The sequence below is a fragment of the Paenibacillus nuruki genome (assembly GCF_963311185.1).
Lineage (GTDB): Bacteria > Bacillota > Bacilli > Paenibacillales > Paenibacillaceae > Saccharibacillus > Saccharibacillus nuruki.
This window is the reverse complement of sequence record NZ_OY725677.1, coordinates 1,279,849-1,294,185: the sequence shown is the minus strand read 5'-3', so window position 1 is coordinate 1,294,185 and position 14,337 is coordinate 1,279,849. Positions and strand designations below refer to the sequence as shown.

Annotated in this window: 12 protein-coding genes; 2 read left to right on the top strand and 10 right to left on the bottom strand. The window is 35.6% G+C overall.

What is annotated here, in order from left to right; all coding sequences use genetic code 11:
- Nucleotides 1-143: 143 nt before the first annotated feature.
- On the top strand, nucleotides 144-656 hold the full coding sequence (locus tag RCP16_RS05835; RefSeq protein ID WP_273594222.1) for a hypothetical protein: 513 nt from the start codon (nucleotides 144-146) through the stop codon (nucleotides 654-656).
- Nucleotides 657-757: 101 nt separating this feature from the next.
- Here the strand turns inward: RCP16_RS05835 and RCP16_RS05830 are convergent, their stop codons facing one another.
- The 3 genes from RCP16_RS05830 to RCP16_RS05820 all read right to left on the bottom strand — a co-directional run bounded on the left by RCP16_RS05830 (nucleotide 758) and on the right by RCP16_RS05820 (nucleotide 3,523).
- Nucleotides 758-1,672, bottom strand: a complete 915-nt coding sequence (locus tag RCP16_RS05830) for a methyl-accepting chemotaxis protein (RefSeq protein ID WP_308641869.1) — start codon at nucleotides 1,670-1,672, stop codon at nucleotides 758-760.
- A gap of 243 nt (nucleotides 1,673-1,915) precedes the next feature.
- The gene (locus RCP16_RS05825) at nucleotides 1,916-2,776 is read right to left on the bottom strand and encodes a Cof-type HAD-IIB family hydrolase (protein ID WP_069327808.1); all 861 of its coding nucleotides are present in this window, start codon (nucleotides 2,774-2,776) and stop codon (nucleotides 1,916-1,918) included.
- A 531-nt stretch (nucleotides 2,777-3,307) separates the two neighbouring features.
- The gene (locus RCP16_RS05820) at nucleotides 3,308-3,523 is read right to left on the bottom strand and encodes a hypothetical protein (protein ID WP_308641868.1); all 216 of its coding nucleotides are present in this window, start codon (nucleotides 3,521-3,523) and stop codon (nucleotides 3,308-3,310) included.
- A gap of 111 nt (nucleotides 3,524-3,634) precedes the next feature.
- Here RCP16_RS05820 and RCP16_RS05815 point away from each other — a divergent pair, with 111 nt between their 5' ends.
- Nucleotides 3,635-5,164: a hypothetical protein gene (locus tag RCP16_RS05815; protein ID WP_308641867.1), complete on the top strand. Its 1,530-nt coding sequence runs from the start codon at nucleotides 3,635-3,637 to the stop codon at nucleotides 5,162-5,164.
- Nucleotides 5,165-5,175: 11 nt separating this feature from the next.
- On the opposite strand, the gene RCP16_RS05810 is transcribed toward RCP16_RS05815, so the two are convergent.
- From RCP16_RS05810 to RCP16_RS05780, 7 genes are all read right to left on the bottom strand, one after another.
- Entirely contained in the window at nucleotides 5,176-5,787 is a 612-nt protein-coding gene (locus RCP16_RS05810) for a response regulator transcription factor (protein WP_137221487.1), read from the bottom strand.
- Nucleotides 5,765-6,991 (bottom strand): sensor histidine kinase, encoded by a 1,227-nt coding sequence (locus RCP16_RS05805; RefSeq protein WP_161594208.1) that lies wholly within the window; start codon nucleotides 6,989-6,991, stop codon nucleotides 5,765-5,767. Before RCP16_RS05805 ends, RCP16_RS05810 begins: the two co-directional genes overlap by 23 nt.
- Nucleotides 6,992-7,475: 484 nt before the next feature.
- The gene (locus RCP16_RS05800; protein WP_083243493.1) at nucleotides 7,476-7,613 is read right to left on the bottom strand and encodes a type A2 lanthipeptide; all 138 of its coding nucleotides are present in this window, start codon (nucleotides 7,611-7,613) and stop codon (nucleotides 7,476-7,478) included.
- A 117-nt stretch (nucleotides 7,614-7,730) separates the two neighbouring features.
- Nucleotides 7,731-7,868, bottom strand: coding sequence for a type A2 lanthipeptide (locus RCP16_RS05795; RefSeq protein ID WP_083243493.1), 138 nt, complete (start codon nucleotides 7,866-7,868; stop codon nucleotides 7,731-7,733).
- Between the two features lie 233 nt (nucleotides 7,869-8,101).
- The gene (locus tag RCP16_RS05790; protein ID WP_308641866.1) at nucleotides 8,102-10,147 is read right to left on the bottom strand and encodes an FtsX-like permease family protein; all 2,046 of its coding nucleotides are present in this window, start codon (nucleotides 10,145-10,147) and stop codon (nucleotides 8,102-8,104) included.
- A 35-nt stretch (nucleotides 10,148-10,182) separates the two neighbouring features.
- Complete coding sequence (locus RCP16_RS05785) at nucleotides 10,183-10,944, bottom strand: ABC transporter ATP-binding protein (RefSeq protein WP_241669282.1); 762 nt, start codon at nucleotides 10,942-10,944, stop codon at nucleotides 10,183-10,185.
- Nucleotides 10,945-10,986: 42 nt separating this feature from the next.
- Nucleotides 10,987-14,163, bottom strand: coding sequence for a type 2 lanthipeptide synthetase LanM family protein (locus tag RCP16_RS05780; protein ID WP_308641865.1), 3,177 nt, complete (start codon nucleotides 14,161-14,163; stop codon nucleotides 10,987-10,989).
- Between the last annotated feature and the right edge of the window lie 174 nt (nucleotides 14,164-14,337).

The following is a 14,337-nucleotide window of genomic DNA, read 5'->3' as shown; positions in this document are numbered from 1 at the left end:
TACCTTCAAAAAAAATTCTCTCTCCTTAAAAAATGCATCTATATTCCTATACATTTACTTCTATTTTAAAATATTACAATTTTATACATTAAATGCTATATTTTAGTTGTAATCAAATATTTTTTTAGAGGAGAATGATACATATGAAAAAGGTAGTCCGAAAAACAACTTTGATTGTACTCGCTGTTTTTATGCTTCAACTGTGTCTGGTTTCAGCAGCGTTTGCTAAAAATACTTTAAGTCCGGGAGAAACGCTTGGTAAAGATCAGAAGTTAACTTCCAACAATGGAAGATTTAATTTGATGATGCAAGCGGATGGTAATTTAGTACTGTATAAAGATGGTGGTATATCGATATGGTCTACAAATACAGATGGTAAGCGGTATAGATGGCAAGATCCGATTAGTGGTTATGTCATTACAAGAACACCACAATTGCTTACTTTTAATCCAAGTAGCTTTCGAGTAACTGATCAATTCAAAGATTATACTTTCTGGTCTGCTAATCCTCAAGCATGGAGTAATAATTACTATCAAGGTAATGTTCCAGCAGGCATGGTTGGAGAGATACTTGCTATTCAAGATGATGGTAATCTAGTGATGTATTCTAGTGGTGGTAAAGGTCCAATGTGGGCATCGGATACAGCTGGACGTTAATAGCAAAATTTTAAAATAAAAAATCCCTTGAGATCGTAATGTAAAAGTCATAGTTTAATGGCTTTTATGTTACATTTCTCAAGGGATTTTTACATCGTCAATCAAATAATCTTAGCTACTTTTTGCGCTTGAATATCCAGCACCTGAGCGGATGAAGCGATATCTGTAAAAGCTCTCATTGCTGTATTGACTTGCTCTTGCCCTTGTTGCACACTTTGACGCACATCGTCTGTGCCATTAGAAATCTTCTGCACTTCTAGACTCATTGAATCTACACTTTTTTTCACTTCTATAATGGAGTCTTGTACCATTGAAGACAGTTTACGTACTTCTCTAGCAACTACATTAAATCCTCGTCCAAATTCACCTGCATGTGTAGCCTCTATCGCTGCGTTCAAAGCCAACATATGAGTTTGAGAGGCTATTTTACGGATCGTCTGCACAATCCCTTGAATTTCTAATGCTTGTTCTTGCAAATTAATAAGTGTGGTTGTATTCGTCGTCGATGATTCTACAATGGTGTTCATACTTTTTAGTAGTTCTTGACTGTGCTCAATGCCTGCGGATGAACGAATATTAAGTGCTTGTGCTGTTTTTTGGAGATCATCCACGACACAAGAAAGATCGCTTTGACGCTCGGTAATATCTGTAGCCACTTTGGTAACGCCAATGACTTCATTTCTATTTTTGTTCCATACCGGCATATAAGTTGCCTCTAGCCAGATTGCATTCCCTTTTGCATCTTTACGTTCTATTTTATCGTGAAATGTTTCTCCAGATAATAGACTATCCCAGAATTTCTCATACTCTATACTATTCGCAAATTCAGGAAAACATAAATTTTTATGATGCATGCCAATCATTTGATTTGGTGAATATTTAACGACTTCTGCAAAAATAGGATTAACATAAGCAATTTTACGATTCGTCCCAAAACGGATAATAGCTAAATTATCCTGTAGAGTGCGTATAACTAGTTCGTCCGTCACCATTTCAAGCTGACTCATTTCGTTCATGATTTCCCTCCAATGTATGTGTACAAGCGTGATACTTATTATTGTATAAAGTTTTTATTTTATTTCATAGTAAATATTAATCTAATGTGCAAAATTAACCAATTAAGTATTACTTATGTATATCGGATAAAAGTTAAAAATAATAAATTCTTGAACACAAACTAAAAAAGCAACAGAGTTTAACATCGATCTCACTCTTATTGCTTCTTTAATATGGTTTATATTTTACTTTTATAGAGACTCTTATCCAAGAAGTCCGTATTTCTGAAAGCTTAGAAACAGACCATCTTCTTCTACAGTCGCTGTAATATCATCTGCTAACGCTTGAAGCGCAGGCTTGGCATTTCCCATCGCTATCCCGATTGCACAGTACTCTAGCATCTCAGCGTCATTCATTCCATCTCCAATAGCAATCGTGTCTTCACGCGACATACTCAGATGTTCGAGTAAATCTGCTATCGCTAATGCTTTATGTATCCCAGGGATAACTAACTCTCCACTGCCTTCACCAAATATCGGAACAGTACATTGCATCACTTGGAACTTCCCTTCAAATTCTTGCTTAATCTGTTCAAAAGGAATCGTAGCACTTTCTAGAAAACAGACCTTATTGACATCATCTTTGTACAGATTGGCTTCACCATACGTTAATCCAGTGATAAAAGGATGAGGTTGAGATTCTTTTTTGGCTCGTGCTACCAGATCATTCTCAATATCGCCATAGATCCGTCGTTCTAAATGGGGCTGAAGATTAGCGCTTGCATACAATGCTGAATTGGATTCCAGATAAAAGTCGATCTGATGAGTATTGAAAAAATCGACCATATGTCGTACATCTTCTGCTGTTACCTTTTTGTGGTACAAAACATCTTCTCCAAACTCCACATAACCTCCCCCTGCTCCAATCAGTCCATCAAATCCGATATCCCAGATACTATCGTAAATCTCAGCTTTAGATCTTCCTGTACATAAATAAAGCAAATGTCCGTTGTTACGTGCTTGTTGACAAGCTTGCTGTGCAGAAAGAGGAATATGACCATCATCGTCTACCAGTGTGCCGTCTATATCGATAAAGACTATTTTTTGGCGAGTATTTTCTGTCATGATTTAACCTCCATACTGTATAAAAAAATGTATTGAAAAGTATATTACGAACAAAGTTAATATGCCTTGTAATTTTAGTATTGCTTCTATTTTCATGTTTTTTCTAAAAACTTTACTTTAAGCTTATTTAGCATATCGGATATTTTGCCTACGTTATAGTGATTTTCCGATCTTTTCGGTATTATTTGTTGTTTTGGACGTAGTACCTCACCTTGTTAGTATTCTGAATCTAACCTATTTAACATCAATCACAAGCAACAAAAGATGAATTTCTAGCGCATCATAACGTTTAATATAAAAAAGACCGCTCTTTCGATGCAAAGAGTGGTCTTTATTATTAATATTTTCATATTTTCGCAGTATACCTCTAGCATTTCAAAGATAGATTCTAAACTCAGCTAATAACATTCTTCATGTTCTAAAATGAGTTCGGCTTGCTGATCAACTGCATATGACAATCTCTAAGGGTTGAGTAGCATTCTGAAGCCCGTCATTCTTTTGGAATTGAAAAAGTAGCATCGTGTTCTCCTCTTACTTTTTAGCGTCTATAACCTCTTTTATCAATGCCGGCAACTGCTTACCGATCACTTTACGAATCTCTTTGAGATCGAATAAAGCAATCTGCTCGCTTTCTTCTTGAATAATATCTTCTACAATGCGTGAAGACAGTTGCTTCAAGATTAGTGCCATATCTTGCATACCAAAGTTAGCTTGAAGTGAACCTTCATCGATTAATTTATAGGTCAATCTGGTCTACATAACCTACTCATTTTCATAAGATATTGTTCGTATTACTGAAATGCTTTTGCTATACTGAGTACAATTCATGCATTCTATATTTATACACGAAAGGAAAAGATGATGCTACCTCAAGTTGGAGATATCTATTGTGTTTTTTCTCAAAAGCTACAGCAATATGTAGCCTGTCAGGTCACTCATATCAAAGAAAGCTCATCGCCCAAAGAACCTCCACTCGCTGCTATTCTAGAATTAGACTGGACAGGAGATACACTGCCTGATGAAGATACTTTACATACCATGAAGCCGTTAGTGTGCAACTTTTATTTTTGGAATGATCGATATGATCATAACTATGTTAGCGCCAACGTGCCTCCGGAATACTCATTTGTAGGGAATATTCCTCCTCTAGTGGATCAAGAAGTAACAAGCTACGCTGGAGGTTGGTATAACGGCAATAGCATCCATAACCAACGTCGCTGGGAACGTATTGATGTGACGAAAAGAAACCTATTCAAATCGGCTTCTCCAGATATCGAAGTAGTCGTAGGGGGTCAGACACTACCTCAAAATACGACAAGAATTAACGATATGATCTTGCAAAAGATAGAAGACTTCTCTGAATTGGACAAGCTTCCTTGTCTGATATCGATTGAGACTGAACAAGGTACACTAGAATTGGCACACTATATCAACCAGAATCCTCTTATTCATGAATTACAATGGAAATCTTCGATAGTGACTGAACTTGATTTGAGGCACAGCCATTTAAATCGTTTGATGCTAGAACCAGATCATCTTATTACTATTTATCTTAATGATGATCTTATACATTTTATGCTCAATAGTGAACCTTCTCCTGATCTGCATATTCATAGTGTGTCTGATGGACGATTTATTGATTTACAATGTTGGAACCATTTTTTCCAGTTTCATGGTCTAGATCATTTAGCCGGACTATCTCTAGTTCGTATACAAGAGATAGATATCAACACTATAGTGGAGCGCTTTCCTTATTTGACCGAACTGCGAGTATCAGGCAAGCCAGGTGTTGTACATCATATACAAAATCTAGCAAAACTACCTCATTTGCAAATTTTGAACACAGATGATCTATTCGGATTCGAAGCAGATGAGTTCCCATCTCCTGAGCAGTTACCCAAGTTATCGGCGTTATGGATGAGCAGTATTCCAGCCAATGTAGCCAAATCGGTCAAAACGAAATACAAAAAAGCTGCTACTCTCGGGCTGGATCTCTGGATCACCAAACCTCGTAAACCAGAATGGCTAGCTGAAAATTTACTTAATCCTTTCCGTGATTGGGATGGACGTGAACATATTTCGGCTGCCAATGCTAAGAAAGCTGCTCAATCTTATAAAAAAATGCTTACTACTACACGTATGATCGATGCATCGATTCAGGCAGATACAGTATATTCGTTGTTAGAAAAGATGGTCACTGAATATACAGAAACGTTTAACAAAATGGATCGGCGTAATCACATTATTGAAACGATAGAGCGTGAAGAAATCTACGCTGTGTTAGAAGAACTGTTAACAGAACTGCAACAACAACTAGGTGAACAAGGTAAATTACTTGTAGATAAAGATGGTTTATACGAACTGTTTGATAAGTTACGGGATTTCTAATCAACCTTTGATTATGATTGCTTATACGTTTTGACATAACCTAATTTGATGCCTTTGGTTACTGCTTCTAATGCTGAACTGACATGCAATTTATCAAAAATATGTTGAATATGATTAGATACCGTACGTTTACTAATAAACAGAGTATCGGCTACTTCTTCTCTTTTGTACCCATCGCTTAACATTTGCAAAATTTTAGTCTCTTGCTCAGTCAGTTGCTCGATCTCTTCTTCTTCATCGGGAAAATATGTACAGCCTGCATGAATATGAAGTAGGATATGTAACAACTGATCAGGAGATACATTTTTGTTGATAAATCCACGTGCTCCTGCTTTTTTCGCTTCATAACGATAGACTGGCAGGTCAAATCCTGTCAAAATCACAATATTCAAATCAGGATACTTTTTAGATACCGATTCAGCTACAATCAATCCATCTTGCTCACTAATATTGCTTAGATTAATATCTACTAATAAAATGTCCGGTTGCTTATCTTCAATCATCGTCATAACATCTGCCACTTCTTGTACCGATCGAAATGTACTCACTTCTGGATAATCTTCAAAAGCGATTTCCAAACTTTTGGCAAATAATATATGATCATCGATTAATAAAATATTCATACGAATGTTCTCCCTTCATTTGCAAGATAATCTGAATCTTTAATCCATGCGGCTTGCGCATACTAAAATTCATTTCACCTTCTAACAAGGCAATCTGTTCTTGAATCGAATGCAATCCCCGATGCCCTTGATTATGCTTATACTCAGTAGGATCTAGCCCTACCCCATCATCTTCCACCGTTAACTCAATCTGCTCCAGATGCTGTGTTAATTGGATCCAAATCTGACTTCCATGTGAATGTTTGAACGCATTAGTTGTTAATTCTTTGATCAGACGGTAAAAAATAAAGTGATACGGTTCAACTAAAAACAGATCATCTTTGCAGGTAAACGAAACATTGATCTGTTGATGAGCATACGTTTTTTTTATAATTTGCAGTAGATTCTCGTAGTTTTGCTTGAGTGTTAATGAGCTGAGTAAGGTTGGATGATACTCTTGCATCTGATTGCGAATCGATTTATTTAATTCAGTTAACGTTTCTGTAATCATCTGCTGTACTTCTGCTTTATTAGACTTATTCATCATATTTTTGACTGCTAATAAATCTTGTAATATCTCATCATGTAGATAATTAGAAAATTCTTTTTTAAGTTGTTCTTCTTTCGCCACCTGCGCTACTCGACTCACATAAGAATCGTATTGCTTCTGCTCTGTTGCTTGTGTGACTTCTAAAGACTGCTTAATTTGTTTGTACAACAATAGATAGTAAAAAATCAATAACCAGATTAGCGAATGAAAAACGATCATATAAAACAAAGGCCCTGCCCCGAACACTTGACCGATCAAGCCAACACCTATAACAGATACCACAATCATCAGCCATTTGTTCCATGTACTAAGCTGTGTAAGTTGTATAAATCCTTTAACATTATTTTGTACAATACTGTATACCGCATATAAAGGAAAAATAAAAATAAAGTAGAATACGAGATTGGTGAACACATTTTTTGCTTTATCCATAAATAAAATATATGTTCCAAAAGGAATAGCCGTCATCATTAGCGCATACGTTAGACTTTTCGATTGTTTGTTCAGAAAAAATTGTATTCGTTTTTTATTTTTAAATACCGTGACTGCAATTAGAATTCCACTAATCACCCATTGCCAGAAAAACATGATGGAATAGAGTTGCTTATCATAAATCGAAATTAACGTGAATAATGAGATTACTTTTAATATCCAATCGACTTGCCTTTTATGCATATAAGCAGAATTTTGAAAAATAAATCGTAACAAAAAACGTAATAATGTATAGGACACAATTACATTTAAAAAGATCACTATATAATAAAAGAGTGGATCTTTTCCAAACATCAAAAGAATTTGCCAAGAATATAATAATAATAAATTAGCAAATTGATTTAAAATCATACTCCCATTCAAATTTGTCATTTTAATATAAGATAATACATAGATAGCAATTGATATTACAACTAGCGACATCATATTTGAGATACTATTATTCAGATGCTGAATATATTGATAATATAAAAAAATAATGACTACTTTCTGATTAAAAAGGATAAATAATTGTTGTTTTATGTATTTGTCATGCATATAGAATACCTCTCTACACTTTGTCGTTAGCAATTTTATCCCACTTGTATAATATACCATTTATTTGTAAAAAAAGTAAAGCCGATATCATAAGATATCGGCTCTGTATTCTTTATTATTATTTGGTCACTTAACAACAAACAATAATAGAGTTAGGACAATCATCTGTCAAAGTTGTAATCCATCCATCGCCTGGAGCTACTGCTGCTTGTAATTCTGCTTCTGTGATATCCTCAACAGCCGACAAATCTACAAATAATTCTTTCATATTTAAACACTCCTTAGGATTGTATTGGTGAATCACTTTGAACCATATTGATCTCAAGTGTGTAAGTATGCAGTAAACTGCTATATTCCTTTAAGTTCCTCGCCTGACAACATAAAATTAACAACATACAATAATGGAGTTCGGGCAATCGTCTGTCAAAGTTGTAATCCATCCATCGCCTGGAGCTACTGCTGCTTGTAACTCAGCTTCTGTAATATCTTCCACTGCTGACAAATCTACAAATAATTCTTTCATATAGCACGCCTCCTCCCTGCATCATTTATAGTTATCAATAACTACATACTAAAAATAACAATAATTACATATTTTAGAATGAGTAAAAAGCGCAATCTTATTATTTATTTAAAATAATTTGGTCAGTTTAGATAATTTGCATCAATATAACAAAAAAAGAAACACACAAGTACTGTGTGTTTCTTCGTTAGATCTAATCACTAATTAATATAATTTGTAAAATTATAAGGAAACTATTTGTAACTACGTGCACGGCGCTTTCCATACGATGAAACATATTCTTTAGAATCAGGAGGTTGCGTTATCGTACGTGGTTTAACTGCACGACCCCAGATGACTTTGTATGAAGAATACTGAGTGATTAGATAATACACTCCATAGATTACTGTAAATATACCGATTGCTACAATCTCTGGTAACCAGAATGCACTGGCATCTCCAATCAAGTTAGGCATTAATGTCTTGAAGCATTCTAGAGCAAAAATACTATGAAGACTACCCAGAATATATGGAATAATCAGCGTGATAAAAATTTGGTAATTGACGATTTTTTTAATTTTCGATTTACGATAGCCTAACTTTTCTAAGATTCTAAAATCATTAATTTTGGAATACGTATTCGAAATATTAGTAAAGTACAAAATGCTACCTGTCGAAATTAAAAAGATCGTACTCGCAAAAATACTAATTAATAAAGATGAACTGTTCGCTTGTAAAAAGACCGTTCGTTTTCCAATCGCACTTTGAAAATAAACATTGTCTGCAAAAAGTGGACTCAACTGTGCATGAACAACAGCATCACTACGCAATCCATCACCATAAATACTCATAATCTGACGTGAAGGTACGCCTGTGGCTTGAATCTGCTGATACAAAGCATCCGGTAATACTAATGTACCTACACTATTTGCGAAAGAGATTGTATTTTCAAGTGTGGTGTACTTAACATCCACATCAATCGGCTTGCTTTGTGGAGGGGTTAATGTATAGACTTTGCCACGTTCATCTACATTATTTTGATTGTATTTGATAAAAATTGCTTGATTGCTGGTTAGATCATTCATATTTGGAGTGTCACCTTGTAATACTAAAGAACGTTGATAATCCGATGCGGAGATCAGATCAAAACCTGCTTTTTCTTTAGCACTATACTCAAACGGCAAATTTTTTGAAGATGATTGCACTTCCAATACGGTAGTCTGCTTGGATTGAATATGATCTGCGTCTGCTTGTTGCTTCACAATAGCCAAAGCCTTCTCAGTCAATACCGCATCTTGCATTGGAAATTCAAAAGCAGCTGGGTTGGTCCGTTCAATCGCTTTAACAGGATAATAAAACGTAATAACCCCAGCTCCCAATAATCCTAATGCTGTAGCAGAGATTAACGTAGAGACAATAAGTGTTCTCGAATTGCTAGTAATCCGCTGTACAAATTGAGGAATCGTAATAATCATGGTATCCCGATAAAAAGAATGTTTAGCGGCTTTTAATTTATTTAACGTATATGGCAAAAAAGAATGGATAGACAGAATCGTTCCGACAACAACCAGTATAAACGTCAACATGGATAACGGTGCAAATCCAATCGTCACCCATAACGAATCGGCTCCTCTTTTGATATCAAGTGCCAGTATATATCCAGCGACAAGAGCAACAAAACCGACAATCGCTTTCCACAATTTAAGTTGAATCGGTTTCTCACGTGTACCTTCCACTTTGACCAGATCCAATAGTGTATGCTTACGGATAAATCGATAATTAGAAAATAACAAAACGATTAGTGCCAGTACAACAAAAGAACTGGTCATCAGTACTGCATCACTGTTAAACCATACAATATTAGACTGATCCAAAGAAACACCAAGCCACTGAATAACGATCTGAATCAATACGATATACACAATACCACCCACTATAATACCAATACCGAGTGCCAGCAAACAAATAAAAATATTTTCTAAAAATAGAATCCAAATGACTTTACGTTTATTAAAACCAAGCAATGCATAAATACTTAATTCTTTCATTCTTCGCTTCATAAAAAAAGTATTCGAATAAGACATATAAAACAACACAAAAGCCATAAGTAGAGGTAATACCACTTTAATCATCGCTTGTAACTTATTATCCCCCATTAAGCGAGACAGAATCAGATCATTACTTCCAAAAGAAATAGAAAAGTAAAAAATCATCAGTACAAAAGCAACTGAACCTAAATATAAAGAGTAAAATGATAGATTTTTTTTCAAATTCTTTTGTACAATACGGAGCAAACTCACTTATAGACCTCCTTTAATCATCTTTTATCCTAATCTTATATACTGGAAAGTGTTCGATTGGATAGAGCAGCAATTTCTTCTAATATCTCTTCAAAAAAAGTTTGACGGCTTTTTTGAGCTTTGTGTAATTGCTTGATCGTCTGACCATCTTTTAAAATAATAATTCGATTAGCATAACTTGCTGAATACGCATCATGAGTGACCATTAAGATCGTTGTGTGTAACTCTTCGTTAATTTCTTTAAGCTTTTCTAATAGTTCTTGAGCAGAGTTGGAATCAAGCGCACCTGTCGGTTCGTCTGCAAATAAAATACTTGGATTTTTGATCATGGCTCTGGCTGCCGCGGCTCTTTGGCGTTGTCCACCTGACAATTCGTTCGGATATTTGTGTAACTGATTTTCAATACCAAAACGTGTGGCTAATGCTTGAATCGAGGCTTCAATTTCAGCTGGTTTCTTTTTGAGTAATGTTAAAGGAACTGCTATATTTTCCTGAATCGTTAAACTATCTAATAATAAATATTCTTGAAAAATAAACCCTAAATAATCTTTGCGAAAATCACTTGTCTGATTATCATTCAATCGACTGATCTCTGTCCCATCAATAAAAATTTCTCCATCTGAAATATGATCAATCGTAGATAATACATTTAATAATGTTGTTTTGCCTGAGCCTGAGGAACCCATAATGCCTACAAATTCTCCTTTTTGGACTTCAAGCGATATCTGATTTAGTGCTTTAACATGATCGTAAGATTTGACAATATTTTTGGCGATGAGTACAGCATTATTAGTCATCATCTATTCTCCTTTACGGTTGAAATGAATATCTTTAACTATTTATACTTGGGATTGATGAGGTAATTCCAGTGTCAGTACTGATGGAATATGATAAGGGTCTATAGTACGCAATAGTTGATATCCAATACCTGCTAAGCCAATCATTAGAGTCGGCACTTGAGCAGTCTGCGGAATACCACTATACCATTGATCTGCTTGAGCATTCTTCACCAGATCACCGACAATACGTTGAGCGATATCCATATGTTCCGATTGACCTAGATGTTGAGCAGATAACAATAGCAGGTCTATATTCCCCATCGATCCATGGCATAGACAATCGCTACCTCCGAATCCTTCTTGAAGTGTTTTCTGAATCGCTCGCTTAATCTCAATACCTGTTTGTTGTTCAGCAATAATATTAAATATTTTGACTCTTGCCATACCAATTCCTGGCGCACCATGACACCAATTCACAGGCTCTGGAAAGTTTTTTTGAATACGATGTTGACGATTGCGTAGATCAAACCAATTATTTTCCTCTATAGAATACAGTCCTCGTTCATAAGCGATGGCTTGATTGGAATAATTTCGGAATGTCTCGATCCGGGTTTCTTCATATAACTCTGCTAATGCCCATGCTATTCCTGCATTGCCATGTGACATACCTGTGAGTACACTTCCATCACCAATCGCATTTTGCCAGCCTATACTATAGTCGTTGACTTGAGTGGCATGCTTGATCAGATGTTCTCCACATTGAATCGCTATCGACAACACTTCATCTTTCAAACAATCCTGATATATTTGCAGTGCTACAAGAAGTGTTCCTGCACAACCTGCCATCAGATCATATTGGTCATCTTCCGCTATTTTTGTGCCACAATGTAAAATATGCTGTATCCCTTGATCTTTAAGCTCTTGACGCTCTAACAACATCCCCAGATAGTAATAGCTATACGCATAGCTCGCTTCCCCGGTAAAAGCAGATAACGATTGTGGTTTGTTGTACAACATCGTATCTAGATTGACAGCTACAAGAATTTTTTCTACTACATCCAGATAACGTGTTTGTTCGGTCACTTGATACATCATAGCGAAAAAGATGGCATTTCCAAGTAATCCTTCATATAAAGAATTATCTAACGGATTGATAATCCACTGTTCATCATTGCCGATCGTTACATTTTGCCAGCTAATATCGTCAAAATCGGTGGTAGTGGTACTAAGAGCAATCAGTTCATCTGCAATTCGGGTTGCTTCTTTAATAAAATAATACGCTGGTTTCCGTTCCAAATGATCTGTCTCACGATAATCTTTTTTGTATTGTTTGAGATCCCACTTTTTGATCGGCGTTGCTAATGCAGTCTTGATCATCTGTACTTGAAATGATTGATCTGTATGCTGTTCATCCATATTTTCTATACGTAGTATGACTCGATCTAACAATGTTTCTTGATGGAAATATTCGTATTCCAGATCACGACTATCATAGATCGATGTATGATCAACATAGGAGTAAAAGTACGGAATATCCATATGCAGCAAATCATAAATTTCAGCAGGAATAATAGGTAATAAACGGTGATTCCGACTAGAAATCGCCCACATCCGATCAAATAAACGATTGCGATATAAAGCATCTATCAAATAATTAGGATTGGTAGAAGCATTTAATAATGTACTGTAATCACTGGTATTACGAACAATCGTACGGACTTTATCTTTGGCAAAGTTTCGGATGAGTCCATGCTGTCCTATAAAATCAAGCTTATTCTGACAGATGATCTGATAGGCTTGTTCAAATCCTTTCAAAATTGAAGTCACGTATTGTCTTGGATCTACTCTTACTCCATGGAGCAAAGGAATATTCTTTTTGTGCGTAGTGGTATACCGGGTACGAACCAACTTGATCTGATCCGTATAATTATGTTCAAATGCAAATTTTCCTTTAGCAATCGTTTTTTCGCCTGTACCGGTAAGACCGCTAATATCCAGATTCGACTGTTTATCCAACTTGGCTGGAAATAAGCAAGTACGAATAACTGAATCTTTAATAGCATAGAGCACTTTTTTGTAAGCAGTCTCTTCCTGTAAATCTTGACTATCATATCCTTGAAATAAAGATTCCAAATCTACAAAATATGGATTATTGCCTGACATAATTACATTTTCTGCATGCATATCACTTCCCATAAGCACATGTAATAAGCAGAGATAAGCACCTACTTTGTAATATAATTCTTCAATCTCCGCTTCTGATGTACTACTCACTTGTTCAATATAAGCTTGCCATCCATAATCTTCATAAGCGATTACAGGCAATGGCTTGATTGGATACTCTAGTCCATGATTATTCATATACTCAATGATCTGATTCACATGGTTATTCACTTGTAATGGCTTCGGTTTATAGACTACTTTGCCATGTTCAAATGCACAGATCAGCACTGTTTTCTTGCCACAATGACTGTCTCCTTTATTCATTTCTATGCCTGTTAAAGCGCCCAATAATCCAAACTCGGCTTGAATCTGATTAAAATCAGACATTAAATGATCTACAGCTTCAAGTAAGAAATTCTTCTGCTGTATACTTTCTTCTATAATCATGCGAAACATAGTCGGATACTCATATACCAGCTGTGTAAAGTACTGACGTTGTTGTAATTGCGTACAAAAATCTTGATATCTTGCTTCAGGAGTATCCCCTTTTAGTAATGAATGCTTGCTCAGCTTATTAATTTCTACAGTTAAGACTTTTACTGATAATTTAAGTACTGTCTGTAAGGTGGCTTCCAAAATAACCGATTGAATCGCTTGTTGATCTACTTTGGGCGTCTGAGGCAGATCCATATCAATCATCTGTTGCATCCAGTATAAAAAAGGATATGTAAAACATAAGTAAGGATGTTCGGTAGGAATATGTCCTTTGACCGCATATAATATACTCTCATTTGCATTAAAATCGCTCATTAATTGTTGTAGATCATCAATCCACTTCTGTTGATCTTCTAATACAATGTCTGGAGCTAACGGATGAGTCAACGAATTGAATTCTTGTTCAGATTTGCTATAGCTTTCCAAAAACGCATGTCTATACTGGACAGGTAACTGAATATACTCTGTCCATTGTTCTAAGGCTTCATTGGTTATAGATACGGTAGATACAGGTTCAGTGATCATCCGCTCTTGCAGATAAGTGGCTGTTTTTAATTTGCAGATATCTAATAAGGTCATGGGTACTCGTCCCCTTTATGTTAGATGATAACTATTTCTTCCTGAAGTTATTATAATCGTCATCTTTTCTATTGGATTGAGTATTGCACGCACACTTGCAAATCCTACACTGCATCTTCAAAAAGAACGCACAAAAAAGACTTTCCATCAATATCAGGAAAGTCTCTACATCGT

Bases quoted from the DNA above. Each gene is read 5' to 3' on its own strand.
- RCP16_RS05835 (WP_273594222.1), top strand. From the start codon at position 144: ATGAAAAAGGTAGTCCGAAAAACAACTTTGATTGTACTCGCTGTTTTT.
- RCP16_RS05830 (WP_308641869.1), bottom strand. From the start codon at position 1,672: ATGAACGAAATGAGTCAGCTTGAAATGGTGACGGACGAACTAGTTATA.
- RCP16_RS05825 (WP_069327808.1), bottom strand. From the start codon at position 2,776: ATGACAGAAAATACTCGCCAAAAAATAGTCTTTATCGATATAGACGGC.
- RCP16_RS05815 (WP_308641867.1), top strand. From the start codon at position 3,635: ATGATGCTACCTCAAGTTGGAGATATCTATTGTGTTTTTTCTCAAAAG.
- RCP16_RS05810 (WP_137221487.1), bottom strand. From the start codon at position 5,787: ATGAATATTTTATTAATCGATGATCATATATTATTTGCCAAAAGTTTG.
- RCP16_RS05805 (WP_161594208.1), bottom strand. From the start codon at position 6,991: ATGCATAAAAGGCAAGTCGATTGGATATTAAAAGTAATCTCATTATTC.
- RCP16_RS05800 (WP_083243493.1), bottom strand. From the start codon at position 7,613: ATGAAAGAATTATTTGTAGATTTGTCGGCTGTTGAGGATATCACAGAA.
- RCP16_RS05795 (WP_083243493.1), bottom strand. From the start codon at position 7,868: ATGAAAGAATTATTTGTAGATTTGTCAGCAGTGGAAGATATTACAGAA.
- RCP16_RS05785 (WP_241669282.1), bottom strand. From the start codon at position 10,944: ATGACTAATAATGCTGTACTCATCGCCAAAAATATTGTCAAATCTTAC.
- RCP16_RS05780 (WP_308641865.1), bottom strand. From the start codon at position 14,163: ATGACCTTATTAGATATCTGCAAATTAAAAACAGCCACTTATCTGCAA.